Annotated in this window: 27 protein-coding genes; 12 read left to right on the top strand and 15 right to left on the bottom strand. The window is 62.9% G+C overall.

Annotation, left to right across the window (positions count from 1 at the left end; translation table 11 throughout):
• Positions 1 to 46: 46 nt before the first annotated feature.
• Positions 47 to 313, bottom strand: coding sequence for a hypothetical protein (locus tag B0E55_RS31520; protein ID WP_133053418.1), 267 nt, complete (start codon positions 311 to 313; stop codon positions 47 to 49).
• A gap of 425 nt (positions 314 to 738) precedes the next feature.
• Between B0E55_RS31520 and B0E55_RS08395 the strand changes: the two genes are divergently transcribed.
• Positions 739 to 1,410 carry a hypothetical protein gene (locus B0E55_RS08395; protein ID WP_080909527.1) on the top strand — a complete coding sequence of 224 codons (672 nt, stop codon included), beginning with the start codon at positions 739 to 741 and terminating at the stop codon, positions 1,408 to 1,410.
• A complete protein-coding gene (locus B0E55_RS08400; RefSeq protein ID WP_080909528.1) occupies positions 1,410 to 2,603 on the top strand; it encodes a PrsW family intramembrane metalloprotease in 1,194 nt (397 codons plus the stop codon). Before B0E55_RS08395 ends, B0E55_RS08400 begins: the two co-directional genes overlap by 1 nt.
• A 94-nt stretch (positions 2,604 to 2,697) precedes the next feature.
• On the opposite strand, the gene B0E55_RS08405 is transcribed toward B0E55_RS08400, so the two are convergent.
• Entirely contained in the window at positions 2,698 to 3,240 is a 543-nt protein-coding gene (locus B0E55_RS08405) for a TetR/AcrR family transcriptional regulator (protein WP_029256113.1), read from the bottom strand.
• A 120-nt stretch (positions 3,241 to 3,360) separates the two neighbouring features.
• Between B0E55_RS08405 and B0E55_RS08410 the strand changes: the two genes are divergently transcribed.
• From B0E55_RS08410 to B0E55_RS08420, 3 genes are all read left to right on the top strand, one after another.
• Positions 3,361 to 3,834 carry a DUF4334 domain-containing protein gene (locus B0E55_RS08410; protein ID WP_019745072.1) on the top strand — a complete coding sequence of 158 codons (474 nt, stop codon included), beginning with the start codon at positions 3,361 to 3,363 and terminating at the stop codon, positions 3,832 to 3,834.
• A gap of 29 nt (positions 3,835 to 3,863) precedes the next feature.
• The gene (locus B0E55_RS08415) at positions 3,864 to 4,952 is read left to right on the top strand and encodes an NAD(P)-dependent alcohol dehydrogenase (RefSeq protein WP_080909650.1); all 1,089 of its coding nucleotides are present in this window, start codon (positions 3,864 to 3,866) and stop codon (positions 4,950 to 4,952) included.
• Positions 4,953 to 5,036: 84 nt separating this feature from the next.
• Positions 5,037 to 6,236: a low temperature requirement protein A gene (locus B0E55_RS08420; protein ID WP_080909529.1), complete on the top strand. Its 1,200-nt coding sequence runs from the start codon at positions 5,037 to 5,039 to the stop codon at positions 6,234 to 6,236.
• Position 6,237: 1 nt separating this feature from the next.
• Here the strand turns inward: B0E55_RS08420 and B0E55_RS08425 are convergent, their stop codons facing one another.
• A complete protein-coding gene (locus tag B0E55_RS08425) occupies positions 6,238 to 6,822 on the bottom strand; it encodes a hypothetical protein (RefSeq protein ID WP_019745075.1) in 585 nt (194 codons plus the stop codon).
• Between the two features lie 45 nt (positions 6,823 to 6,867).
• Positions 6,868 to 7,245, bottom strand: a complete 378-nt coding sequence (locus B0E55_RS08430; protein ID WP_007733864.1) for an MmcQ/YjbR family DNA-binding protein — start codon at positions 7,243 to 7,245, stop codon at positions 6,868 to 6,870.
• Between the two features lie 99 nt (positions 7,246 to 7,344).
• Here B0E55_RS08430 and B0E55_RS08435 point away from each other — a divergent pair, with 99 nt between their 5' ends.
• On the top strand, positions 7,345 to 7,791 hold the full coding sequence (locus B0E55_RS08435; RefSeq protein ID WP_020970602.1) for a hypothetical protein: 447 nt from the start codon (positions 7,345 to 7,347) through the stop codon (positions 7,789 to 7,791).
• Positions 7,792 to 7,890: 99 nt separating this feature from the next.
• On the top strand, positions 7,891 to 8,481 hold the full coding sequence (locus B0E55_RS08440) for a DUF937 domain-containing protein (RefSeq protein WP_003940105.1): 591 nt from the start codon (positions 7,891 to 7,893) through the stop codon (positions 8,479 to 8,481).
• A gap of 56 nt (positions 8,482 to 8,537) precedes the next feature.
• Here the strand turns inward: B0E55_RS08440 and B0E55_RS08445 are convergent, their stop codons facing one another.
• A complete protein-coding gene (locus B0E55_RS08445; protein ID WP_080909651.1) occupies positions 8,538 to 9,755 on the bottom strand; it encodes an MFS transporter in 1,218 nt (405 codons plus the stop codon).
• A 114-nt stretch (positions 9,756 to 9,869) separates the two neighbouring features.
• Between B0E55_RS08445 and B0E55_RS08450 the strand changes: the two genes are divergently transcribed.
• From B0E55_RS08450 to phoU, 5 genes are all read left to right on the top strand, one after another.
• Positions 9,870 to 10,748 (top strand): LysR family transcriptional regulator, encoded by an 879-nt coding sequence (locus B0E55_RS08450; protein ID WP_046379182.1) that lies wholly within the window; start codon positions 9,870 to 9,872, stop codon positions 10,746 to 10,748.
• Positions 10,749 to 10,876: 128 nt separating this feature from the next.
• Positions 10,877 to 11,836: an acyl-ACP desaturase gene (locus B0E55_RS08455; protein ID WP_080909530.1), complete on the top strand. Its 960-nt coding sequence runs from the start codon at positions 10,877 to 10,879 to the stop codon at positions 11,834 to 11,836.
• An 81-nt stretch (positions 11,837 to 11,917) separates the two neighbouring features.
• Positions 11,918 to 13,060, top strand: coding sequence for a tRNA dihydrouridine synthase DusB (gene dusB, locus B0E55_RS08460; RefSeq protein ID WP_003939756.1), 1,143 nt, complete (start codon positions 11,918 to 11,920; stop codon positions 13,058 to 13,060).
• A 150-nt stretch (positions 13,061 to 13,210) separates the two neighbouring features.
• The gene (locus B0E55_RS08465) at positions 13,211 to 15,241 is read left to right on the top strand and encodes an LCP family protein (RefSeq protein WP_029536959.1); all 2,031 of its coding nucleotides are present in this window, start codon (positions 13,211 to 13,213) and stop codon (positions 15,239 to 15,241) included.
• Between the two features lie 72 nt (positions 15,242 to 15,313).
• The gene (gene phoU, locus B0E55_RS08470) at positions 15,314 to 16,009 is read left to right on the top strand and encodes a phosphate signaling complex protein PhoU (RefSeq protein WP_003940130.1); all 696 of its coding nucleotides are present in this window, start codon (positions 15,314 to 15,316) and stop codon (positions 16,007 to 16,009) included.
• Between the two features lie 75 nt (positions 16,010 to 16,084).
• On the opposite strand, the gene B0E55_RS08475 is transcribed toward phoU, so the two are convergent.
• The 10 genes from B0E55_RS08475 to pstC all read right to left on the bottom strand — a co-directional run bounded on the left by B0E55_RS08475 (position 16,085) and on the right by pstC (position 24,684).
• Positions 16,085 to 16,831, bottom strand: a complete 747-nt coding sequence (locus tag B0E55_RS08475; RefSeq protein WP_020970607.1) for an SDR family oxidoreductase — start codon at positions 16,829 to 16,831, stop codon at positions 16,085 to 16,087.
• A 90-nt stretch (positions 16,832 to 16,921) separates the two neighbouring features.
• Positions 16,922 to 17,659: an urease accessory protein UreD gene (locus B0E55_RS08480; RefSeq protein WP_241896035.1), complete on the bottom strand. Its 738-nt coding sequence runs from the start codon at positions 17,657 to 17,659 to the stop codon at positions 16,922 to 16,924.
• Positions 17,659 to 18,402 carry an urease accessory protein UreG gene (gene ureG, locus B0E55_RS08485; protein WP_020908922.1) on the bottom strand — a complete coding sequence of 248 codons (744 nt, stop codon included), beginning with the start codon at positions 18,400 to 18,402 and terminating at the stop codon, positions 17,659 to 17,661. The genes B0E55_RS08480 and ureG overlap by 1 nt, the downstream gene beginning before the upstream one ends.
• On the bottom strand, positions 18,395 to 19,084 hold the full coding sequence (locus tag B0E55_RS08490) for an urease accessory protein UreF (protein WP_069145682.1): 690 nt from the start codon (positions 19,082 to 19,084) through the stop codon (positions 18,395 to 18,397). Before B0E55_RS08490 ends, ureG begins: the two co-directional genes overlap by 8 nt.
• Positions 19,085 to 19,088: 4 nt before the next feature.
• Positions 19,089 to 20,798, bottom strand: a complete 1,710-nt coding sequence (locus B0E55_RS08495) for an urease subunit alpha (protein ID WP_019745084.1) — start codon at positions 20,796 to 20,798, stop codon at positions 19,089 to 19,091.
• Positions 20,795 to 21,265, bottom strand: coding sequence for an urease subunit beta (ureB, locus tag B0E55_RS32545; RefSeq protein WP_020908924.1), 471 nt, complete (start codon positions 21,263 to 21,265; stop codon positions 20,795 to 20,797). The genes B0E55_RS08495 and ureB overlap by 4 nt, the downstream gene beginning before the upstream one ends.
• Positions 21,262 to 21,564: an urease subunit gamma gene (gene ureA / locus B0E55_RS08505; protein ID WP_003939800.1), complete on the bottom strand. Its 303-nt coding sequence runs from the start codon at positions 21,562 to 21,564 to the stop codon at positions 21,262 to 21,264. Before ureA ends, ureB begins: the two co-directional genes overlap by 4 nt.
• A gap of 281 nt (positions 21,565 to 21,845) precedes the next feature.
• Complete coding sequence (gene pstB / locus B0E55_RS08510; RefSeq protein WP_019745087.1) at positions 21,846 to 22,622, bottom strand: phosphate ABC transporter ATP-binding protein PstB; 777 nt, start codon at positions 22,620 to 22,622, stop codon at positions 21,846 to 21,848.
• Between the two features lie 58 nt (positions 22,623 to 22,680).
• Positions 22,681 to 23,589, bottom strand: coding sequence for a phosphate ABC transporter permease PstA (gene pstA, locus B0E55_RS08515; protein WP_003940100.1), 909 nt, complete (start codon positions 23,587 to 23,589; stop codon positions 22,681 to 22,683).
• A 3-nt stretch (positions 23,590 to 23,592) separates the two neighbouring features.
• Positions 23,593 to 24,684 carry a phosphate ABC transporter permease subunit PstC gene (gene pstC / locus B0E55_RS08520; protein ID WP_007733846.1) on the bottom strand — a complete coding sequence of 364 codons (1,092 nt, stop codon included), beginning with the start codon at positions 24,682 to 24,684 and terminating at the stop codon, positions 23,593 to 23,595.

A 24,684-nucleotide genomic window follows, 5' to 3' on the forward strand; every position in this document is an offset into this window, starting at 1 on the left:
CGTGTTACAGATTTAGGACGGCTGATTGCGGAACTTCGCAACCACGTCAGAAGCATCCCCCGCTACCTCGACGCCCACTGCGATTCGTGGACTTCTGCTCGCTCGGTTTCGACTTCCCCGGCCCAGCCTTCACACACCGGTTGGGGCGCCGCACTTGCTCGAAGTGTCCGGCGCTCACAACATGACCGGCCACACTCACCCGGACAGACGTGTCTGCGCGGGCGGTTCCGACTTCCGCCGAACCCAACGTCAACGCGAATGCAGCCACCAGCACCAGGGCTACCTTCTTCGAGATCTTCATTGGCACGGCCACTGAGACACGGTTCCACTCCAGATACTGAACAGGTGCGCGCGTCTAAGGAACACGCTGAGTGTCGACGATATTCAGTACGGGTGGCCGGCCGCGATCCTTTAGCTCACCAGTATCTGAACAGTCGACAACAAAAGTTTGGGCGGCACGTCAACATCCCGAGGGCGTCAACGAGCCAACGACCAAGCTACGCACCAATACTGAGAATCACGTAAACATCGTGCAGACGCCGGGGCCGGCGCCTTTCGAAACTCCCCCAAAGCGATGTCCAGGTTCACGTCCTGCCTGAATCGTTCTGTTTGGTACTTTTACCCCCTGAGGCGCACTCCTCAGATTCGCTGTCGACCCAGCACAAACGGCGTGCAGTACAAATCGGATACTGCGGCCCGCGAACGCCTTACCAAGCACTCACGAAAGCCCGGGCAAACATGACCGAAACGGAAACCACAGTGCGGGACGACCCGCCGCGGACGCCATTCGAACCCGAGGATCGCTGGGTTCCCGTCGACCGTAGATGGTTCGGCCTGGACCGAGTGACCATCATCCCGGCAGCGATAGTGCTGGCCGTTGCGATAGTCATGAGCATCCTCATCCCGGCCGTCAACAACTCTGTCGCCTACGACGACGAAGTCGTGGCCGGGGATGTCATGGAACTCAAAGACGGCATCACCTTCGTTCCCGCCGTCGGCTGGGGAATCACAGACGGGGTCCGCGAAACTGATGCTCCCGTCTCCGGTTCGTTCCCGCAGCGCGCAACTCTGGTGAACAGCGGTGCACTGTTCACCGTCTACACGGCACCCTTCGCCGGTGACGCGAACGCTCTACTCGAACAGATCAAAAAGACCTCGGACGCCCTGGCAACAGCAGAGTCTTTGCGCGTCAGCGGCGACTCTTCCTCGATCACCACGGCGAGCGGCATTCGTGGTGTCATCACCAGCTACTCGAACTCGACTGCCGACGGCGTGATCGCAGCATTTGTCATCGACGGAAAAGGCATCGAAGTTGTCTCCACCGGGCCGAGCGATGTAGCTCCGACCATCACGGACGACATTGCTCACATGATCGTGAGCATCAGCCACCGAGCCGGAGAGGGTTCCTGATGAGCACTCCCACAACACAACCCGCAAACGATCTCCTCACCCGCGCCGGTGCGATCGAGAACTCCGGTTGGGGTAGGTCGTTTACGTTCTACCAGCCGCGCAACGCCGCTTTCTGGGTTTACCTCGCTTTGGTGGTGAGCGGCGCCTTCAAATTCTTCTCGCTGCTGTCGTCGTCCGCCGGCGCTTACGGAGAAGCCATCGCGCTTTCGCTGGTGCTGTTCGGTGTGTACGGCGCCATCTTCTGGTGGTTCACGCAGCATATCGACAGGTACGCGCGCCAACCGGTCAAACTGATCGTCGTTGCGTTCCTGTGGGGCAGCTTCGCCGCTACATGGGTGATGGCCGCAAACGCCAACGACGCCATCTTGTCCTTGTACGCCAAGACATTCGGACAGGCGTGGGCATCGGACTGGGGCCCCGGCCTGACAGCTCCGTTCACCGAAGAAATCGCCAAGGGCATCGGGTTGCTCCTGCTCATCGCACTGGCATCTCGATTGGTACGCACCGCATTCGACGGATTCATCCTCGGCGCCTTCATCGGACTCGGCTTCCAGATCTTCGAAGACGTTCTGTACGCCTTGAACTCGGCCGCGTCGCAGTTCGGAGCCGATCCGGTCGGCGCTGCGATGCCGACGATCATCCTCCGCATGGTATTCGGAGTGGCCGCACACACTCTGTACAGTGCGATCTTCGGTGCCGGACTCGTCTATCTACTGGGACGGCCGGCGGAACCGCGTCGTGTGGGGCGCGGACTCGCGCTGATGGCGACCGCGATGCTGCTCCACGGCCTGTGGGATTCCGCCGGTGCCTTGACACAAGGCAAGAATGCACTCCTCTTTCCGCTCTTCTTTGTCATGGTCGGCGCTGCATTGACCCTCGTGGTCCGCGTGTTTCGAATGACGGTTCCACGTGAACGCCAGTTCCTGAGCGACATCCTGGCACCGGAAGTCGACCGTGGTGTCATCACGGACGAAGAATTCGTCGCTCTGTGCGGCGACCACAAGGCACGCAGGGCTTTCCGCAAATCTGCAGGCGGACACGCGGCCCGTAAACGCGCCGAATACGTCCTCGAAGCCGCGGCAGACCTCGCCGACGCTCTGGCAGACTCCCACGGAACCAACACCGGCCGAGTCGAATTCGCTCGATCCGAGGTAAGTCGTATCAGGAGTGGTCAGCCGTCGGTCAAGCTCTGACCCGCTCCGAACTGGAATTCAACGCCGCGTCCCCTCGTGCGAGAGCACAAGGGAACGCGGCGTTGGCCATTGATCACGTTGCACATCCGGTTCGTCACGTCGCGATCAACCGCTGAACCGCCCCGACCGCAGCCTCGCGACGCTGAGCGACGGGACGGGACGACTTGAGCGCGAACATCCGGGCGATGTCGGTGATCAACAGAATCAACTCCGCGGGATTCCACTCGGGGTCGATGTGTCCCTCGAGTTGACCTTTGCGAATCTCGGCTACCTTCGGCCGGAACGTCTTGCTTCGTATGTCGTCCTCGCTCATGACGTCCGGTGCTTCGAGATCCGCCCATTGCTGCAATCGAGCGTTCTCGGGATGCGCGACGTAGTTGTCGAAGAGTCGACCTGCATACCCCGGCAGATCATCACCTCGTAGCGCTGTCTCCGCTGTGGTTTCGGACGTCCATTGCTCAGTGACGGCAGAAAACAACTCTTCCTTGCTCGCGAAGTACGCGTAGAGACGGTCCTTGCTGGCACGCGCTTGCGCGGCGATCCGATTGATCCGCGCGCCGGCCAGGCCGTACGTCGCAAATTCGTCCTTTGCGGCCGCCAGAATGCGGTCTCTCGTGGCTTCCCCTGCTGAGCGCATGTTCACAGCCTAGAACGAATCGACCGTTGCCGAACCATCCGGTTCGGCGTAGCGTGCAGAGTTGACGAACAATTTGGTTCGCGAACTTCGGCCAACTCACCCGCCGACGCAAGGAGAGACATGAATCTCGATGACGCTCGAACCGCATTCACCCGGCTCCGTGGATCGGAAAGTGGTGTTTCACCAGCAGAACTCGACGAAGTGTGGGCCGCGCTGGAAACCGTTGCCGCCGAAGAAATCCTCGGCGAATGGAAGGGCGACGACTTCGCCACCGGTCATCGTCTGCACGAAAAACTGTTCGCGAGCCGCTGGTACGGCAAGACTTTCAATTCCGTCGAGGATGCCAAGCCGTTGATCTGCCGAGACGAAGACGGCAACCTCTACTCCGACGTCAAGAGCGGCAATGGCGAGGCAAGTCTGTGGAACATCGAGTTCCGTGGCGAAGTCACGGCGACGATGGTCTACGACGGCGCGCCGATCTTCGACCATTTCAAGAAAGTCGACGATTCGACGCTAATGGGCATCATGAACGGAAAATCGGCGTTGGTTCTCGACGGCGGACAGCACTACTACTTCCTGCTCGAGCGAGCGTGATTCGCGCCGAACAGAATTCGACGTCCGCCATGCAGATGACAGCGGCGCTCTCACACGGCCCGCACTCCCCCTTCACACTCGACACCGTCGAGATCGACGAACCCCGCGCAGACGAGATCCTGGTTCGCATCGTCGCGACGGGCCTGTGCCACACGGATCTGTTCACGAAGACGGTGCTACCGGAAAAGCTCGGGCCCTGCGTGTTCGGACACGAAGGCGCCGGCGTGGTGCAAGCCGTTGGCTCGTCGATCGACAACATCGCGGCTGGTGATCACGTATTGCTGAGCTACCGCAGTTGCGGTGTATGCAGGCAATGCCTCAGCGGCCATCGGGCGTACTGCGAAAGCTCACACGGGCTCAACAGCTCTGGCGCACGCACTGACGGCTCGACGCCGGTCCGGCGAAACGGAACTCCGATACGGTCCGCATTCTTCGGCCAGTCCAGCTTCGCGGAATACGTCATAGCCTCTGCCGACAACACCGTCGTCGTCGATTCTGCAGTGGACCTGACCGTCGCGGCTCCGCTCGGCTGCGGGTTTCAAACCGGCGCGGGTGCCGTGCTGAATCTACTTCGCCCCGAGCCCGACTCGACGTTTGTCGTTTTCGGGGCAGGCAGCGTCGGACTCGCAGCGCTGCTGGCGGCGAGGGCTGCCGGCGTTTCCACCCTGGTCGCCGTGGACCCCGTTGCGCAGCGGCGCGAACTCGCCGAGGAATTCGGCGCCGTCACTGTCGATCCCTCGAATGAAGATGCGCTCGACGCGGTCCGCGCCGCCACCGACGGAGGTTCGACGCATTCCCTCGACACCACCGGAATCGGCTCCGTGATCAATCAAGCCGTCACATCACTTCGAGCACGGGGAACACTGGCGGTAGTCGGACTCGGAGCATCCACGGTCGAGGTGAACATGGCCGACATCATGCTGAGCGGAAAGACAATTCGAGGATGCATCGAAGGAGAGTCGGAAGTCTCGACGTTCATCCCCGAACTCGTCGAACTCTTCACTGGTGGCCGGTTTCCGATCGACCGCTTGGTGACGCGCTACGCCTTCTCCGACATCAACAAAGCCGTCGAAGATCAAGCGTCGGGGCGCGTCATCAAACCCGTTCTCGTGTGGTGAGGGGCGAAATGTCTCATTCGTCGACCCGACGGAATTCGCCCTAGACTGCGCTCCTGCACTAGACGTCGGAGCAAGGTGGGGACGATGACAGAACACACCAGTACGGGCGCGGGCCACGGCCGGGCCGTTATGCCGATCATCCGGATGCGCGCACGCAGCCGCGACGAGAACCATCGCGCATCGACGCCACTCGAACTGTTCTTCGACCTGTGTTTCGTGGTTGCGGCCGCACAGGCCGGAGTTCAACTGGTGCATGCTGTTGCCGAGGGCCACTACGTCGACGGCATCGCCGGTTATATGTTCGTCTTCTTCGCGCTGTGGTGGGCGTGGGTGAACTTCACCTGGTTCGCGTCTGCCTACGACACGGACGACGTCCCCTACCGGGTCGCGACCTTCGTACAGATTTGTGGCGTGCTCGTCTTCGCCGCCGGAATCCCCGACGCATTCGACGGAACCGACCGTACGACGGCCATCGTCGGCTACCTCATCATGCGAATTGCGCTCACCTGCCAATGGCTTCGAGCCGCCAGCGGTGAATCCGGTGCAGCGCGAACCACTGCTATGCAATACGCCGCCGGGCTCGTGATCGTCCAGGCCGGCTGGATCGTGCTGCTCCTGATGCCGGCGTCGGCGTGGATACCCGGCTTCTTCGTTCTCATGATCGCCGAACTCGCGGTGCCGGCAATCGCCGAGCGCAACCATCAGACTCCGTGGCACCCGCAACACATCGCCGAACGCTACGGCCTCTTCACCATCATCATGCTCGGCGAAACCATTGCTGCCGCCACCATCGCGGTCCAATCCGGCATTCGTGATTTCGACGCCGCCGACCTACTGATTCCGATTGCTGTCGGCGGAGTTCTGATCGTGTTCTCCGCGTTGTGGATCTACTTCGCCGTCCCGATCCACGAGTACCTCGCAGACCAGGGCAATCGCGCCGTCCTGTTGTGGGGATACGGGCACTACTTCGTATTCGGATCCGCTGCGGCCATCGGCGCCGGCATCGAAGTAGCCGTCGAGGAAGCAGTTGGCGAGGCGCACATTTCGACGTTCGCAGCATCTGCCGCGGTCACGATCCCCGCCGCGATGTTCCTGATCTTCGTGTGGCTCATGCACTCACGACACTTCAAGCGTGACAGGATCGAGCAGGCTGTTCTACCGGTGAGCGCAATCCTGGTTCTCGCCTGCACATTTGCCGGACACTGGGCGGTCCCGCTCGCCGGACTGGTGGCGGCGGGAACCGTCGGAGTCGGTGTCGGCCTGAGTACTCGGTCGAAGAGCTGACTCAGATTTCCGGGGCTGGAGCCTCGCCCTTACTCTGCGGCTCGTGTTGCTTGAGCTCACCGCGCATCTTGTCGAGATCCTTGCCACGCTTTTTGTACATATAGCCGAGCGCAACAAGACCCAGGAACAACGCAACGCCCAGGACTGCACCGACAACGGAGGCTCCGCGGAAACCGGGGCCGTCGACGTCGAGGATCCGCTCGCCCGCATGCGCTGCATTGTTGTTGCCGAGAACAACTGTCAGAGAGAGCAGGTTCGGCAGCGCGAAGATCACACCCAACGCGAGAGCCGTGATCTGGATGATTCGAGCATGCTTGCGCTTGCGCACCTGCCAGACCGCTCGGAAGAAGATGAGCGGGACCAGGGTGCAGACGAGACCGAACAGCAGTCCCCACGCGATTCCGGCGCTGAAGCTGCCGTTCGCCAACGACGCAATTCGCTGCGCCCACCAACGCGGAAGGAAGGCGGCAAGGATGAAGTAAGCGATGACCAGGACCACCGCCATCACTGCGATCCCGATGGCCTTCTTCGCCCACGGCGGCATGCCCGGTTTTTCGGTGGCCGGTGAAGTTTCCGGTGTCGTCATGACAAATCCTCGTCTAGTCGGCGTCTGTACTGACGAATCTATCCGTTACGGGCGTTCCTCATCCGCATCGAGAACGATCCGGGCAAGCCGCTTCGGAGCAACGAGGGTGAACGAGGTGTAGATCCACTCCTCCAGTTGCGACCATTTCTCCTCGGAAACGTCGGTGCCGATGTCGAGCGCAACCCACCCGTGCCGACCGAGACCGTAGCCGGCAGCGCTTGCACCTGGTTCGGTGGCCACCACCGCTTCGGCTTCCTCCTTGCTCAACTTGACGGTCAAGGAGGTGGCTTCGACGTTGCAGAACACGAAGTTCTTGCCGCGGACCCGGAAGGTCGGGTGACCGTCCCACGCTTCGATGTCGACGCGCTCCGCCTCCGGCAGGGACAACGAGATCTCTTCGAGTCGACGCATGTTGTCGGGCATGGAGACGATTCTGCACGCTCGATACCGAGCTTGACACCCGCGACACAGCTAGGCTCGGCGACGACCGCGTTACCGAACTCCGAACACAGGGAGAGTGGCATGCGCACGTTAGTTCATCTGGTTCTGCTCATTTGTGGAATCGCCGTTGCCGTCGGCTCGTTCATGTACGTACTGGCCGGGGTCAAACCCAACAACGTTCGCCTCGAGGACCTGCGGGACGGTTTTCCGGCCGGGTGGGCAATCGAGCAACTCGGCGATCAGTCCGTGACCTTCTACCGTTCGATGGCGATACTTCTGCTCGCTGCAGCCGTATTGATTCTGATCGCCGCTTTGTTCGGTTCTCGTATTTCAGCGTGGATCGGAATCATCGTGGGATTGGGAACTCTGGGCACGTTCTACTACCGAGTGAACGATCAATTCGACAATGTCATCAGGGAAAACTACTCCACGATCCTGACAAATCAGACAGGATTCATCTTGACGGCCGGCGGACTGATTCTCGCTCTCCTAGCGTGTCTGGTCCCCCGCGAGAAGACCCGAGCCTGACCGCTCGGCAACCGGAGGGTTACCGTCGACGCCGACATTCACTAGTGTCTGCAACAGCCGGGTACTGACGAGTAGTACCCCAGAAGAGGTAGGGCATCAATGGCATCGCTTGACGACCTTCTATCCCAGATCCCCATCGACCAGATCGCGCAGCAACTCGGCGTGGACCAGGCAACTGCCGAATCGGCGGTCAAGACTGCACTTCCGACCCTCGTCGGTGGCCTCGGCGCCAACGCTCAGGATCCCGCAGGCGCAGCCTCACTCGAAAGTGCGCTGCAGTCGCACGCCGACACCAGCCTTCTCGACGACGGCGTCGACATCAGCAAAGTCGACACCGCTGACGGTCAGAAGATCGTCTCGAACATCTTCGGCGGCAACACCGATCAAGTCGCCAGCGCACTGGGCGGTGTCGGTGGCGGCGGTGGAAACGATCTGGTGAAGCAGTTGCTGCCGATCCTCGCTCCCATCGTCCTGGCCTACCTCGCCAAGCAGTTCACCGGTGGCGGTGCCGGCGCGCAGACTCAGGCCTCCGGTGGCGGCGGGCTCGGGGATCTCCTCGGCGGAATTCTCGGCGGCGGCGGCAATTCCGGCGGCGGCATCGGCGGCGCACTCGGCGGCATCCTGGGTGGATCCGGTGGCGGCGGCCTCGGAGACCTGCTCGGCGGCCTCCTCGGCGGCGGCAAGAAGTAAGACGCTCGACAGATTCGCACTGCGGCGATCCCGTTCGGGGTCGCCGCAGTGCTCTGTCATTCGACCGTCGAAGATCGAAACATCCTCAGCGACAATGCAAACGCAACCAACAGCAGCGCGCCCACAAAGGCACTGACCCCACCCCAACCGCCGCCCGCGTACGCGAGACCAGCGAGGGCGCCCGCCACGGACGAACCCGCGTAATAGGCAAACAGATACAACGCCGACGCCTCGGCCCGGTGATCGGTCGCGATCAGCCCCACCCAACCGCTGGCCACCGAATGTGCCGCGAAGAATCCTCCGGTGAAGAGCAGCATCCCCACGAGAGTCAACGCCAGATTGTCCGGAACAGTCAGTGCCAGACCGATACCGATGACAACAACCGAGCCGAGCAGAACACTGCGCCTACCCAGCCGGTCCGAGGCCCCGCCGGCTACCGCTGAGGTGAAAGTTCCGGCGAGGTAGAAGAGAAAGACCAGGCCGACAAGTGCTTCAGGAAGTCCGAAAGGAGCTGCCGTGAGCCGAAACCCGAGGAAGTTGTAGATCGAGACGAATCCGCCCATGAGGATGAACCCCAAGGCGAAAAGCGTGCGCAGCGACGGGTTCGCAAGGTGGCGTCGTAGATTCGATGCGATCGCACGCACCGACACCGGTTGCGGGCGAAAGAACTTCGACGCGGGGAGCTTCCGGATCATGGTGAGCGCGAACAACGCTGACAGCAAGGCCGCAGTCACCAATGCCCAGCGCCACGTACTGAAATCGACGACGGCCGACGGAACCAGCCGTCCGATCAGCCCACCGATCGTCGTGCCGGCGACGTACCTTCCCATCGCTGCACCGAGGTCCTTGCGATCGACCTCCTCGGCCAGATAGGCCATCGCCACCGCCGGGACCCCCGCCAGAGCCAAGCCTTGCGCCGCGCGTCCGATCAGCAGAACCTCGATCGTCGGACTGAGTGGCAGAAACAAACCGATCACACAGGACGCCGACGCCGACGCGATCATCACCCGCGTGCGACCGAACCGCTCGGAGAGCGCACTGGCCGGAATGATCGCCAACGCCAACATGCCCGTCGTCGCCGAGACCGAAAGTGCAGACACCGCGGGCGAGACGTCGAAGCCTTCGGCGAACGCAGGCAGCAATGCCTGTGCCGCGTACATCGAGATGAATGTCGACAGCCCGGCCGCGAACAACGCAACGGTCACCGTGCGATACCCCGGTGTTCCGCGGCGAAGCGGCACCACTTCGGATTCGATCACATTCTCGACAGTCACCACATACCTCCAGGCATCGCTTACCTCCGGTAAGAATCCTCCCGCCGCGCTTCGACAAAAGAAAATGCATAAACTTGGAGTTCTATATGCGTCATAGGTATATAGATTGGGTTCGTGATGCTGACCGAAGACCTCGAATGGTTTGTCGTTCTCGCCGAAACCCAACAGGTGACCGCTACCGCGGATCTGACTCACCTGTCGCAGCCGACACTCTCGCGCAAACTCGCACGCCTCGAACGACAGATCGGAGTGACGCTCTTCGACCGTCAGGGACGCCGGCTCGAACTGAACCGGTACGGCGAGATCCTCTACCGACACGCTCGCACCGCTCTTCACTCACTCGACGCGGCGCAGAGCGAAATCCAGTCGCTGGCGAGCCCCGAAAGCGGCACGGTCCGGCTCGACTTCCTCCACTCGTTCGGCACCTGGTTGGTGCCGCACATGCTGCGCGGATACCGCGTCGAGCATCCCGGAGTGCGATTCGAACTGCATCAGAACAGTGCACAGTTCCTGGTCGACAGAATTGCCGCCGGCACGTCCGACCTGGCCGTCGTCTCGCCGCAGCCGCGTGATCCGCAGGTGGCATGGATGCAGATCGCCCAGCAGTCACTGGCATTGGCTGTTCCGGCTGATCATCGCTTTGCGAAGTTGCATTCGGTCGAGCTTGCGGACGCGGCCGACGAACCGTTCATCGGTATGCATCCGAACTTCGGGATGCGAAGAATTCTCGATGAACTGTGCGCGGCCGCAGGATTCACTCCGAATTTCGTCTTCGAGAGCAGCGAGCTGGCAACGGTCGGCGGACTGGTCTCCGCGTCCTTCGGTGTCTCGGTCATGCCGGTGCAGGATCCACCGATCTGGGCCGAAGGAGTCGTCTACGTACCGATCGAAGGAGCACAGCGAAAAATAGGGCTGATCTGGTCGAAGAGCCGCGAGCTGTCCGATCCCGCCCGGACGTTCCGCGACTACGTCGAAAGAACGACTTGGTCGTGAAAGTGCCCCCGGATAACTACGGATCGGTAACATCCCTCGAGGGGAGCAATTTTCATGCCATTCTTTTCAAACCTACGGTGCCGTAGGCTGGGGCGAAGTCGCGCATTCACTCAACATGGAGGCAAGAAATGACGAGGATTCTGACGCAGCTGGAGCTGCTACAAGAGCTGCAGCCGGTTGCCGAGGAGAACGTCAACCGCCACATCTCCATGGCCAAGGAATGGCATCCACACGACTACGTTCCGTGGGACGAGGGTCGTAACTTCGCAGCCATGGGCGGCGAAGACTGGAGCCTCGAGCAGTCACAGCTCGGCGAGGTAGCTCGCGCCGCGATGATCACCAACCTGCTCACCGAGGACAACCTGCCCTCGTACCACCGCGAGATCGCCGAGAACTTTTCGCAAGACGGCGCCTGGGGAACGTGGGTCGGCCGGTGGACCGCCGAGGAGAACCGTCACGGCATCGTGATGCGTGACTACCTCGTCGTCACTCGCGCAGTCGACCCCGTCGAGCTCGAGCGCTTCCGCATGGAACACATGACAAACGGTTACAGCGCACCCATCGACGAGGGCGACGCCGGCCTGCTGCACTCGGTCGCCTACGTGACCTTCCAGGAACTCGCGACGCGCGTCAGCCACCGCAACACCGGCAAGGCTTGCGACGAGCCGATTGCCGACAAGATGCTTCAGCGCATCGCCGCTGATGAGAACCTGCACATGATCTTCTACCGCAACATTTGCGCCGCCGCGCTCGATCTTGCTCCCGATCAGGCTCTCAAGGCTGTGGCGAACATCGTCCAGAACTTCCAGATGCCGGGCGCCGGCATGCCGAACTTCCGTCGTAACGGCGCTCTCATGGCCAAGCACGGCATCTACGACCTTCGCCAGCACCTCGACGAGGTCGTCTGGCCCGTCTTGCGCAAGTGGAACATCTTCGAGCGAAACGATTTCAGCGCCGAAGGCGAGAACACGCGCGAAGAGTTGGCGACCTTCCTCGAGACCCTTGCCGCCAACGCGACGAAGTTCGAGGAACAGCGCGATCGCATGCTCGCACGCGAAGCCGCCAAGCGCGAACAGCAGGCTTCTTAGTTTCACCAGCTATTCTGTGCCCGGTACCGGATTCGGTACCGGGCACTTCCAATTGTCACAAGTATTTGTTCAGAGGTAGACATGTCATCCCTACGTATCGGTTCACTCGAGCTGCACAGCCCCGTGGTCCTCGCCCCCATGGCGGGCGTCACCAACGTCGCTTTCCGCACGCTGTGCCGTGAACTCGAACTCGAACGTGCAGGCAGCACGTCCGGCCTCTACGTCTGCGAGATGGTCACGGCACGCGCGCTCGTCGAGCGCCAGCCGGCCACGATGCACATGACCACGTTCGGCCCGACCGAAACGCCCCGGTCGCTGCAGCTGTACACAGTCGACCCGGATACGACCTACGCCGCGGCGAAGATGATCGTCGACGAGAACATGGCCGATCACATCGACATGAACTTCGGCTGCCCCGTCCCGAAGGTGACCCGCAAGGGCGGTGGCTCCGCGCTGCCGTACAAGCGTCGGCTGTTCGGACAGATCGTCGCGGCCGCTGTGCGCGCGACCGAGGGCACCGATATTCCGGTCACCGTGAAGATGCGCGTCGGCATCGACCCCGAACATCACACGCACCTCGACGCCGGCCGGATCGCCGCAGCTGAAGGCGCTGCTGCCGTCGCACTTCACGCACGTACCGCGTCGCAGCGCTACTCCGGCACTGCTGACTGGAACGAGATCACGCGTCTCAAGGAACACGTCACCGACGTTCCGATCCTCGGCAACGGTGACATCTTCGATGCTTCGGATGCTGCCCGGATGATGAACGAGACCGGCTGCGACGGCGTCGTCGTCGGACGTGGCTGCCTCGGACGGCCATGGCTGTTCGCGGAACTCAGCGCAGCTCTCAACGGACAACAGATCGCCACGCCGCCGACGCTCGGCGAAGTCACCAAGATCATCGCCCGTCACGCCCAGCTGCTCGCCGCACACCACGGTGAGATGAAGGGCTTGCGCGAACTTCGCAAGCACGTCTCCTGGTACATGCGTGGGTTCCCGGTCGGATCGGATCTGCGGGTCTCGATGGCGTTGGTCAGCACGTTGTCCGAACTGGACGACCTGCTCGGACAGCTCGATCACGACGTCCCGTTCCCCAAGGATGCCGAAGGTCCGCGGGGTCGCCAAGGCTCGCCCGGTCAGGTAGCACTTCCGGAAGGTTGGCTCGACGATCCCGAGGACGATCTTGTGCCGGTGGGGGCTGACATGATGCACTCCGGTGGCTAGCGAGAACACGCCGTCGGATTACTCTCATCACTTTCTGAGTGAAGCACTCAGGATTCACCAGTAATATGGCTCCAGCTTCGTCGACAACCGGTTGACGCCGGCATCTGAATGACGAGTTACTGACAGTCGACGACGGGACAGGTTGCATCGGTGGGTGATGATCACGATTCGGGCCCACCTCCGCCCGAGAGCCGCGCCCCCTGGGAACGTCCGCTCGCAGACAAGCGCTTCCGCAATGCCCGACCGGACCAACCGGCAACGCCCCAGCGCCCTGCCACACCTCAGCGACCAGCACCGCAACCACCCAGTCCCCCGGAGCGTCGCAGCAGTGGACGGACCGGCCGCCGGGATTCGCCTCCGACCGACGACTCTGTTTCGGTCGCCGAGTTGGTCCGTCGGGTAGGCGACAAGAAGCCGCCACCTGCCCCGGCTGCGCCGCCCAAGCCGGCGCCGACCAAATCCGTGCCACCCAGGACTCCACCTCCATCAGCGTCCGCGCCGCCCCCGGCCCGGCCGATTCCCGCGCGTCCGACCGTCCCGCCTGCCGCTGCGGACTGGATCACCGAAGAACATCCCGTCACCTCCGCAGTGCCGCGGGTAGTCGGTGACACCGGCGCTACCCGTCTGGCGCAAAGCAAGATTCGCCGCCGCCATCGCGCAAAAGTGATCGGCCGATCGGCGGTAGCGTTCCTGGCCGTCATGTCTCTCGCGTTGACCGGCGTCGTCTGGGGTTATCTGCGGTCAGTCGAAGGTGGTTTCGATCAGATTGCGGCACTCGACACCGAGTCCGACGACATCATCGACGCCGGCGGCCAGCTCGGCGACGAGACGTACCTGATCATCGGCACCGATACCCGCGCCGGTGCGAGCGGTGAGATCGGCGCCGGAACCGTCGAAGACGCCGAAGGCGCCCGAGCCGACACGGTCATGCTGGTGAACATTCCCGCCGACCGAAGCCGCGTCGTCGCCGTCTCCTTCCCGCGTGACCTCGACGTCGAACGTCCGATCTGCCAGGGCTGGGACAACGACGCCGGCAAGTACACCAGCGAAACCTTCCCGGCCGCCAGTGGCGACAAGCTCAATGCGACGTACGCACTCGGTGGTCCCAAGTGCCTGGTCAAGGTCATCCAGAAGATGTCCGGCCTGAAAATCGGGCACTTCGTCGGAATGGACTTCGCCGGTTTCGAGCGCATGGTCGACACCGTCGGCGGCGTGAACGTCTGCTCCCCCGGACCGATCGAGGACGGCATCCTCGGAACCGTCCTCGCATCCGGCGGAACGCAGATGCTCGACGGCCGTACCGCCCTCAACTATGTGCGTGCGCGCCACGTCGAAGCCGAGGGTAACGGCGACTACGGACGCATCACCCGTCAGCAGAAGTTCCTGTCGGCGCTGCTCCGCTCGGCCCTGTCCAACCAGGTCCTCCTGAATCCGAGCAAGCTCAACGGATTCATCAACGCCTTCACCAGCGACACGTTCGTCGAGAACATCGACACGAAGTCGCTGGTCACCCTCGGCCGTTCGCTGCAGAACGTCGACGCGGGCGCGGTCACGTTCTTGACGGTCCCCACGGACGGCACCAACGACTGGGGCAACGAGATTCCTCGCACCGACGAGATCAAGTCCCTCTTCCAGGCGATCATCGACGACGAACCGCTTCCGGGTGAAGAGCGCGAGGACACCACACCGTCGTCGACCAGTTCCACGACAACCGCTCCTACGTCCAGCACGCCGCCCGCCGCCACTTCCGTCGAAGCGATGAGCGCCTACAACATCTCGGTCGACGTCTCCAACGCGTCGGGAATCGCCGGGCAGGCCGCGACGATCGCCGACAGCCTCGCTGCTTACGGTTTCCAGATCTCCACGGTCGGCAACTTCAGCGCAGCCACCGGCCTGGCGAATGCTCAAGCGTCGACCACCGTCGTGCGTTACGCAGCAGGTTACGAGGCTGAAGCGGTCACTGTCGCGTCGTCGATTCCCGGTGCGGTTCTCGTTCTCGCTCCGAGCATGGGAGACATGATCGAGGTCGTCGTCGGAAGCAATTTCGCCGGCACCGTCGTCGCCCCCGCGGACCCGGGGACCATCCTGGCGGCAAATCCGACATCGGTCGACACCAGCACCTCGACGGCTCTGCCCGCCGACATCGCCAGCGTCAACGCAGGCGACACCACCTGCGACTGACACGCGTTCATTCACCTTGCGTTCACCTGGTGCTTGTGACTTGGTCTTTCACGGCACGTAGGCTCTGACCTCATGCGCGTGGCTTACAACGAACAGATGACCGAGCTTGCAGACACGCTCGGCGAGATGGCAGGACTGGCAGGTGCCGCTATGGAGCGCGCCACCCAGTCCCTGCTCCAGGCAGACCTGTCCCTGGCAGAACAAGTAATCGGCGAACACGACAAGATCACCGAACTCAGCACCATTTGCGAGGAGCGCGCGTTTGCGCTGCTCGCCCTGCAGGCTCCCGTTGCCGGAGATCTGCGCTCGGTGGTCAGTGGAATCCAGATCGTCGCCGACATCGACCGCATGGGTGCACTCGCCCTGCACGTCGCGAAGATCGCGCGCCGCCGACATCCCAACCACGTGCTTCCCGAAGAGGTCAACGGCTACTTCGCCGAGATGGGACGCATCGCTGTCTCCATCGGTGCGGCCGCCAAGGTCGTCCTCGAGACCCGCGACCCCGAGCGCGCTGCCCGCCTGCGCGAAGAAGACGAAGCGATGGACGACCTCCACCGCCACCTCTTCACCGTCCTCATGGACCGCGAGTGGAAGCACGGCGTTGCCGCCGCAGTCGACGTCACGCTGCTCGGCCGCTTCTACGAGCGGTTCGCCGACCACGCCGTCGAGGTCGGCCGACGCGTCATCTTCCTGGTGACCGGCAAGCTGCCCGAAGAGCCGGAAACCACCGAGAAGGTCGACAACCTCACCTCGTACCCGGATCTCTGAACTACCCGGATCTCTGAACCCAACCGTCCACGTGAGTAAAAGGCGGCCGCGCACTTGCGCGGCCGCCTTTCCTATTCAGTTCTCGTGTAACCAGGTCTTCAACGTGGGTCCTGCAGTTGTGGATCCCGGCCCGGGCAGCAGCGCCCCACCCTTCATCGCCTTACCCGCTCCCGGCATCGAGATCGGGATCAGCCACTTGCGTCGGCCACGGTATTTCAAAATCTCACGCGTCATGGCCGGGATCTCGAGGACCTCAGGCCCGGCGAGATCTGGAGCCCTCCCGGTCGGACCGTTCTGAGCGCATGTCACCAGAGCCTCGGCGACGGTCTTCGCCGCTATCGGTTGGGAGCGCATCCGGGGAACCATCGCGACCGGCCCCAGTCCGAAGAGCGCGATGGTCTTCTCGCCGAACTCGAACCACTGAGTGGATCGCAGGATCGTGAAGGGAATGCCCGACGCTTCCACCGCGCGTTCCTGCGCGGCCTTTCCCTGGTAGTACCCGAAGGACTTCAACTGCGGATCGTCGCAGTTCACGATCGAGAGCAGCACGTGATGCTTAACGCCCGCTCTGGCTTCGGCCGCGGCGATGTTCTTCGCTGCCGTCTCGAAGAACTCGATCGCCTTCTTGGCACTGTTGGTGACGTGATCACTCACGTCGATGACAACGTCGGCACCGACAAATGCTTCGTCCAACCCCGCACCCGTGGAGATGTCGACTCCCGTCGATCGAGCGGCGGCGACGACGTCATGGCCCCCGATTTTCGCCTGCTCGACGACCAGCTTTCCCATCTGGCCGGTTCCGCCCAGAACAACAATCTGCATGATGCCTCCGTCAAACCCGTGCGCCCGGCTCTCTTCGGCCTGGTCACATACTGGACGACGCAGCCTCCCGAAGTGTGACGGTCGGGCGAATCAGTCGCTGTACTTCTGCGAAACCCGCCCACGCCACTGCGACCAGATCGGATCCAACGCTGCGCTCGCCTCGTGTGCGTGATCGGCCACGGCCCGTGCCAGCATCCCTGCTCCCGCCAGCGGCGTCACGTGCCCTTCGACCACGTCGGAAGTCTTGATCCCCAACAGCATGGTCGTACCAAGCACGCGATGGCCACCGAGAATTCCCGGCAGCGAACGGCCCGGCACGCTACGCAGGTCGAGTGTTTCCACGAGCAGCGCGTCACCGTCGACGGTAATGCGCTGATCCGAGCGAAGGGCACCGCCGGTTTCGCCGGTCCGGCCGAACACGATCATCTCGTCGAGCAGCGCAACCGCATCGGATTCCAGTGAAATATCCACGCGCCTGGTCACATCCGCGCCGCCCGCGACGACAAACGGTGCCGCGCGCCAGATCAGCGCCGCACCGGCGCCGACGCTCGCCGAAGCCGACCACGACGCCCGGCCGGCACGCGCGTTGTACGCGACGGTCCCCGACGGCTCGATCACCTCGAGGCACGTACCCGGAGCGACTACGAATTCGATACGCAGGTCGTCGCCGGCCAGCAGCGTTGCACTGTGCCCTACCAAGGCAATTCGCACGGTGAGCCCGCGAGCGTCGACGAACCGCGGGGCCAGGAAGTCGCCCGAGATCAGCTCTCGCGCAACAGCGGTGTCACCCACTCTCTCGACGACGACCCGCGTAGCTCCGGTGCGCATCAGTGAGCGTGAGAGTGGCTGTGCCCGTGACCGTGTCCGTGGTCTTCTTCATCGGCATGGAAGTGCGGCGCCATCGGCCCCGGATCCTGCGGGGTGTGACTACCCGCGCGGTGAGCTGCGATGACCTGGCGAAGCCACGCACTGAGCTGGTCGATCGTCGCGTGATCCTTCTGGCTGAGCGCGAGAACGGGAAGTCCGTCTCGCGCGGCCGTGGCATCGGCCACCATCTGGACCGCGTCGACGTCGACGTACGGGGCCAGGTCGATCTTGTTGACCACCAACAGATCTGCCCGCTCGATTCCGGGACCACCCTTACGTGCGACGTCTCCGCCGCCCGCGACGTCGATGCAGAAGATCTGGGCGTCGACCAGTGCCGGGCTGAACGTGGCGGTCAGGTTGTCACCGCCGCTTTCCACGATCACCATGTCGAGGGGATGGAACTGACGCTCGAGGTCTTCGACCGCAATGAGGTTCGGCGTCACGTCGTCACGGATGGCCGTGTGCGGGCACGCTCCGGTCTCGACTGCGACGATGCGCTCGATCGGAAGTACGTTGGCCGCGCGCAACAGTCGCGCGTCCTCGTCGGTGTAGATGTCGTTGGTGACCACCGCGATCTCGTACTCCGACGCGAGCTCGCGGCAGATGGTGGCGATGAGGGTACTTTTTCCGGTGCCGACGGGGCCGGCAACTCCGAGCCTCAAACCTCTTGCAGCAGTGGTGGTGTTGTTCAGGTTGTCAAGCACGGAAAATCCTCCTGGATCGAGCGTGGTGTTCGAGTGACCATTGTTCGACCAACGGTCCTGTTGTTGCGGGTATATCTGTGACGCCTTCGACTGCCACGGCAGCCGCGGCGACGGTTTCGATGGTCGGGGCTGCTCGGAGCAACCATTCGACCGGTTCTGCCGGATCCACCGGCAGTAGCTTCAGTGCCGCCGACGCCACCGTTTGAGCGTCGTCGTACAAACAAGATCTGGCTGCCTGCAGGTCGTCCATCCCGGAGATCGCCGTGAAGACTCCCAACGCGAGCGGACGCATCGGATGCCCAGGCAGCGCCATGAGCATCTGCACCGCGGGGTGCTGCGGCCACAATCGCGACGCCAGCCTGGCCAGTCCACGCCCGAGCTGAATCGACGCCTCACGCAGCGGTGCGCTGGGGGTCCGAGCGAGCAGTTCCCGCGAGATGTCCTCGAGTTCGCCTGCACCACCGGCACTTACGGCCCAGCGGCGCGTGACCACCGCTGCAGCGGCCTCGACAAGTCCCACTGTTTCGAGTCGACCGCGAATGAAGTCGGGGACCTGACTCTGTAGGAGTCCGCCCGCCAGTGCCGGTTCCAACCCCGACGAGTGAGCGTGACCGCCGGTAGGCAGACGCCCGTCTGCCAAGAGCATCGATGCTATCTCGGCAGACGCCATCTCGATTGACATGGTTTCAGAACAGCATGTAGCGCTGAGCCATCGGCACTACGTCAACGGGGTTGGGAGCGATCAGGTCGCCGTTGACCTTGATGGCAAACGTCTCCGGATCGACGTCGATGGACGGCAGTGCCGTGTTGTTCGGCATATCCGCCTTGGTGAGGTGCCTCGTCGGACGAACACCGGTGAGGGTGCGCGTGAGACCGAGACGACCGGCCAGACCGTCCTCGATCGCCATCGGCGAGACGAACGTCGTGGACAGGTGCGGGGCTGATCCCGGAGTCGCCGCGATGGCCGGCCGCACGAACACCGGCTGCGGGGTCGGGATAGCAGCATTCGGATCACCCAGCGGCGCAGCAACTATCGCCCCACCCTTGATCACGGCAGAAGGACGGACACCGAAGAACGCGGGATCCCACAGCACCAGGTCCGCCATCTTCCCGGCCTCGACCGATCCGATCTCGTGATCGATACCGTGAGCCACCGCGGGGCAGATCGTGTACTTGGCGACGTAACGGCGCGCACGCTCGTTGTCGGCCGGCATGCTGGTACCCAGCTTGCCGTACTGGGCCTTCATGACGTGGGCGACCTGCCATGTCCGCAGGGTCACCTCTCCGATACGGCCCATCGCCTGGGCGTCGGACGAGGTGATGGAGATGGCACCGATGTCGTGCAGAAAGTCTTCCGCTGCAATAGTTGTCGGCCGGATCCGGGACTCGGCAAAGGCAAGATCCTCCGGAACCCGGGGATTGAGCGCATGACACACGATGAGCATGTCGAGGTGCTCGGCAACCGTGTTTACGGTGTGCGGCAACGTCGGATTGGTCGATGCCGGAAGAACGTTCGGCTCACCTGCCGTCACGATGATGTCCGGAGCGTGCCCGCCGCCGGCGCCTTCCGCATGGAACACGTGGATCCCGCGCCCGGCGATCGCGTCCAAAGTGTGCTGTACGTAGCCGGTTTCGTTGAGGCTGTCGGCGTGCAGCGCCACCTGGAGCCCGAACTCGTCAGCTGCTCGCAGAGCTGCGTCGATTGCCGCCGGAGTGGAACCCCAGTCCTCGTGGACCTTGAATCCACCTGCGCCGGCGAGAGCTTCCTGACGCATGGCCTCATGGCTGACGGTGCTGCCCTTGCCGAGGAGAAGAACGTTGAGCGGGATGTGGTCGAGGGCCCGGTGCATCATCGTCAGCGACCAGGCGCCGGGCGTGACGGTGGTTGCCTTGCTTCCCTCGGTTGGGCCCGTTCCGCCGCCCGCCACCGTCGTCGTACCGGTCGCGAGCGCTTCCATCATCTCGATTTCACTGAGGAAGTGCACGTGAGTGTCGATCGCACCCGCGGTGAGGATCTTTCCCTCGCCGGCGATCACGTCGGTGCTCGGCCCGATGAGCAACTTGGGGTGCACGCCATCCATGATGTCGGGGTTACCGGACTTGCCGATCGCAACGATGCGTCCGTCGCGAATTCCGACGTCTGCCCGGACGATTCCCCAGTGATCGAGGATCACCGTGTTGGTGATGACGACGTCGAGAGCGCCCTGATCGCGAGTGGTCAGGCCCTGGCCCATCGACTCGCGGATGCTCTTGCCGCCGCCGAAGACCATCTCGTCGCCGGTCGCGGTGTAGTCGTGCTCGATCTCGATCCACAGATCTGTGTCGGCCAAACGGATCTGGTCGCCAGCGGTCGGGCCGTACAAGGAGGCGTAACCGCGTCGATCGATCCTGCTCATTCGGCTGTCCTCTCAACTGGCGTCGCGGCATCGTCCGGTGAATCCGCCTCGACTGGAACATCACTCACACGAACGTTCACCGAGGACGCTCGCAAAGGTTCTTCGACCTCGACACCGGGCGTGCCGAACGGCATCACGGTCTTGGGCTCACGCGCATGCGTCGGTAGGTCTTCGTCCGGCACGATCTGCAGGCCCGGAACCCTTTTGAGTCCGCCGAGCGCGATCAGTGTCACCGTCCTGCTTACCCCGGGTTCGAACCGAACCGACGTTCCCGAGGGGATGTCGAGCCGGAAGCCGTCTGCCGCTTCGCGATCGAAGGTCAACGCCGGGTTGGCCGCTGGAAGGTGGAGATGTGAACCGATCTGAATGGGGCGATCGCCGTCGTTGACGACGACCATCGTGATCTTTTCCGCGTCAGTGCCGAACTCGAGCGGTTCGGTGGACACACGTACCTCACCGGGAATCATCGAATGGGCTCCGTCACGGTGACAAGCTTGCGACCGTCCGGGAAAGTGGCCTCCACCTGGACGTTTGCAATCATCTCGGGTACCCCTTCCATCACGTCGTCGCGGGTGAGCACTTGCCGACCGGCGTTCATCAGTTCCGCAACCGTCATTCCGTCACGCGCACGCTCGAGAATCCAACACGAGATCAGGGCCATCGCTTCGGGGTAGTTCAGCAGTACCCCGCGCTCGCGGCGGTCGCGGGCGACCATGCCCGCAACGCTCAGGAGGAGCTTTTCGGTATCTGAAGGGGTGAGGTGCACTGACAAGCCCTTCCGGTTGTGAAACGACATCGATCGACAGCGTGCTGTCGGGCCGAGATTAGCATTGCCCGAAGCGTCGTCAGTATCCACGAGATTCACATCGTCGGCTACTTCAGCGCCCACTCGGCGCACTTGCGCTGCTCATCGAATTATTCGGGCGCCCAACGACGCTCAGCTCTGCGCCCCGGAGTGGGAACTATCACCACAACCAAAAAGTTTCACCCCCGTCTCCTGTTGGAAACGGGGGTGAAACATGATCGTGCAGTGTGCAATCCCAGGGGCTATCCGAAGCGGCCGGAGATGTAGTCCTCGGTGGCCTTCTGCGTCGGGTTCGAGAAGATCTTCTCGGTGTCGTCGATCTCGACGAGCTGACCGGGCTTACCGGTTGCCTCGAGGTTGAAGAATGCCGTCTGGTCACTCACACGCGCAGCCTGCTGCATGTTGTGCGTGACGATGACGATCGTGAAGTCCTTCTTCAGCTCGGTGATCAGGTCCTCGATCGCGAGAGTCGAGATCGGGTCGAGCGCGGAGCACGGCTCGTCCATGAGCAGAACGTCGGGCGAGACCGCGATGGCACGCGCGATGCACAGACGCTGCTGCTGACCGCCTGAGAGGCCGCCACCGGGCTTGTCGAGGCGATCCTTGACCTCGGTCCACAGGTTGGCACCGCGCAGTGAACGCTCGGCCACCTCGTCGAGCTTCTTCTTGCTGCGCTCGCCCTGCAACTTCAAGCCCGCGACGACGTTGTCCTTGATGGACATGGTCGGGAAGGGGTTGGGTCGCTGGAACACCATGCCGATGGTCTTGCGGACGCCGACAGGATCGACGTTCGAGCCGTAGATGTCCTCGCCGTCGAGCAGGACCGAACCCTCGACGCGCGCACCGGGAATGACTTCGTGCATGCGGTTGAGTGAACGGAGAACGGTGGACTTGCCGCAACCGGACGGGCCGATGAAGGCGGTGACGCTCCGGGGCGGGACGGACAGGCCCACATCGGCGACGGCGTGGAACTTGCCGTAGTAGATGTTGACGTCCTTGAGATCCAGACGCTTGGCCATTACCGGCTCCCTACTGAGTTGTTGACGCTGTTGAGTACGAACATGTTCCGAGGCCGCATCACTTGCTTCTGACCTGTGAGAAGTGACCGATCAGCTTCGCGACGATGTTGAGGATCGCGATCAGCAGGATCAGGGTCAGTGCTGCGCCCCAGATGCGGTTGGTGCCGGCGTCGGTGGGGTTGTTCATCTCGGCGACCATGACGGAAGGCAGAGTGCCCATTTCGCCGTTGAACAGGTCGAAGTTGATGAACGGCGCGTAGCCGACGAGGATCAGCAGCGGCGCGGTCTCACCGAGCACGCGGGCCAGAGCCAGCATGACGCCGGTGATGATGCCGGGAAGCGCCGTCGGCAGAACGATTTTCGAGATGGTCTTCCACTTCGGCACACCGAGCGCGTACGACGCCTCGCGCAGATCCATCGGGACGATGCGCAGCATTTCCTCGGTGGAGCGAATGACGACCGGGACCATCAGGAGGACCAGAGCCAGAGATACAGCGAACGCGGACTTGGGGAAGCCGAAGGTCGCGATCCACAGTGCGTAGATGAACAGCGCGGCCACGATCGACGGAACACCGCTGAGGATGTCGACCATGAACGTGGTGAGCTTGCCCAGCTTCGACTTCCGGTCGGCGTACTCCACCAGGTAGATCGCGACGAAGATGCCGAGCGGGATGGAGAAGACCGCACACACGATGCCTTGCAGCAGGGTGCCGATCAATGCGTGATAGATACCGCCGCCGTCGGCCGACGCCGTCAATCCGCTCAGTGAGTTGGTGAACCACGTGGGCGACGTCAGAGCGGGCAGGCCCTTTGCGATGACCGTGAAGAGCACCCAGACCAACGGGATGAGCGCGATGACGACTGCCAGGCTCACCAGGATGGTCGCGATGACGTCCTTGGCACGACGGCGGGCGCCGACGCCTTGGAAAGTGGGGGCCTTGACCGGCCGGTCCAGAGTGGAGGTCATGGGTCAGTCCTTCTTTCCGGCGATCACTGCGCGGGCAGCCGCGTTGACGACGAAGGTCAGTACGAACAGCACCAGTCCGGCCGCGATGTACGCGCCTGCCTGGATGTCGTTGTTGAACTCCGCGTAGCCGAGGGCGATCTTGGAGGCGATGGTCGAGCCGCCGTCGAACAGCGACCAGCCGAAGGCCTGAGAGGTGGTGCGCAGGATCAGGTACAGCGCCATCGTCTCGCCGAGTGCGCGTCCGAGACCGAGCATCGAGCCGCTGATGTAGCCGGACTTACCGAACGGGATGACCGTGGTGCGCACAACTTCCCAGCGCGTGGCGCCGAGAGCGAGTGCAGCTTCGATCTGTGAGCGCGGGGTCTGGATGAACACCTCGCGGGTCACTGCGGTGATGACCGGAAGGATCATCACGGCGAGGACGATGCCTGCGGTGAAGATGGTGCCGCCGCCGGTGATCGATCCGCTGCCGTCGGCGAAGAGCGGGAACCAGCCGAGAGTGTCGTTGAGCCACACCGCGACCGGGGTGATCGCCGGAGCGAACACGAGAAGTCCCCACAGGCCGTAGACGATGGACGGCACGGCCGCGAGAAGGTCGATCGTGTACGACAGTGGCCGCGTGAGCCACTTGGGTGAGTACGAAGTCAGGAAGATCGCGATGCCCAGTGCGATCGGCATCGCGAGCACCAGTGCGAACAGCGAGACCAACACCGTGACCTGGAAAAGATCGAGGACACCGAACGCCATCGCGTTGATGTTCTGCGTCACCCATTCACGGCTGGTCAGGAAGTTGACCTGGTTCCGGCTCAAAGCAGGAACAGCACGCCAGATCAGGAACGCGCCGATCGCCGCGATGACAACCGTGATGAAGATTGCCGAACCGGAAGCGAGCGAGCTGAAGATGCGGTCACCCGGACGGGTCACCGTCTTGCTGTTGCCGCTTCCCGGACCGTCACCCTTCGGAGGATGCTCGGTTTCTGGAGCCTTGGTGGAAGTAATCGTGTCCTCCGTGGTGCCGTTCGGACCGCCCACCCCGGCCCCGCTGGTTGCGGGGCCGGGAGAACGAGATGTCGAGGTGATGGGCGCGTCACTCAT

This window comes from Rhodococcus sp. 66b (genome assembly GCF_002076325.1).
GTDB classification, from domain to species: Bacteria; Actinomycetota; Actinomycetes; order Mycobacteriales; family Mycobacteriaceae; genus Rhodococcus_F; species Rhodococcus_F erythropolis.

Coding starts and splice junctions, on each gene's coding strand:
- B0E55_RS08410 (WP_019745072.1), top strand. CDS start 3,361: ATGAATCTCGATGACGCTCGAACCGCATTCACCCGGCTCCGTGGATCG.
- B0E55_RS08455 (WP_080909530.1), top strand. CDS start 10,877: ATGACGAGGATTCTGACGCAGCTGGAGCTGCTACAAGAGCTGCAGCCG.
- B0E55_RS08405 (WP_029256113.1), bottom strand. CDS start 3,240: ATGCGCTCAGCAGGGGAAGCCACGAGAGACCGCATTCTGGCGGCCGCA.
- B0E55_RS08420 (WP_080909529.1), top strand. CDS start 5,037: ATGACAGAACACACCAGTACGGGCGCGGGCCACGGCCGGGCCGTTATG.
- B0E55_RS08430 (WP_007733864.1), bottom strand. CDS start 7,245: ATGCCCGACAACATGCGTCGACTCGAAGAGATCTCGTTGTCCCTGCCG.
- B0E55_RS08475 (WP_020970607.1), bottom strand. CDS start 16,831: ATGCAGATTGTTGTTCTGGGCGGAACCGGCCAGATGGGAAAGCTGGTC.
- phoU (WP_003940130.1), top strand. CDS start 15,314: ATGCGCGTGGCTTACAACGAACAGATGACCGAGCTTGCAGACACGCTC.
- B0E55_RS08490 (WP_069145682.1), bottom strand. CDS start 19,084: ATGTCAATCGAGATGGCGTCTGCCGAGATAGCATCGATGCTCTTGGCA.
- pstC (WP_007733846.1), bottom strand. CDS start 24,684: ATGAGTGACGCGCCCATCACCTCGACATCTCGTTCTCCCGGCCCCGCA.
- B0E55_RS08425 (WP_019745075.1), bottom strand. CDS start 6,822: ATGACGACACCGGAAACTTCACCGGCCACCGAAAAACCGGGCATGCCG.
- B0E55_RS08495 (WP_019745084.1), bottom strand. CDS start 20,798: ATGAGCAGGATCGATCGACGCGGTTACGCCTCCTTGTACGGCCCGACC.
- pstB (WP_019745087.1), bottom strand. CDS start 22,622: ATGGCCAAGCGTCTGGATCTCAAGGACGTCAACATCTACTACGGCAAG.
- B0E55_RS08395 (WP_080909527.1), top strand. CDS start 739: ATGACCGAAACGGAAACCACAGTGCGGGACGACCCGCCGCGGACGCCA.
- B0E55_RS08415 (WP_080909650.1), top strand. CDS start 3,864: ATGCAGATGACAGCGGCGCTCTCACACGGCCCGCACTCCCCCTTCACA.
- B0E55_RS08400 (WP_080909528.1), top strand. CDS start 1,410: ATGAGCACTCCCACAACACAACCCGCAAACGATCTCCTCACCCGCGCC.
- ureB (WP_020908924.1), bottom strand. CDS start 21,265: ATGATTCCCGGTGAGGTACGTGTGTCCACCGAACCGCTCGAGTTCGGC.
- B0E55_RS08435 (WP_020970602.1), top strand. CDS start 7,345: ATGCGCACGTTAGTTCATCTGGTTCTGCTCATTTGTGGAATCGCCGTT.
- dusB (WP_003939756.1), top strand. CDS start 11,918: ATGTCATCCCTACGTATCGGTTCACTCGAGCTGCACAGCCCCGTGGTC.
- pstA (WP_003940100.1), bottom strand. CDS start 23,589: ATGACCTCCACTCTGGACCGGCCGGTCAAGGCCCCCACTTTCCAAGGC.
- B0E55_RS08440 (WP_003940105.1), top strand. CDS start 7,891: ATGGCATCGCTTGACGACCTTCTATCCCAGATCCCCATCGACCAGATC.
- B0E55_RS08480 (WP_241896035.1), bottom strand. CDS start 17,659: ATGCGCACCGGAGCTACGCGGGTCGTCGTCGAGAGAGTGGGTGACACC.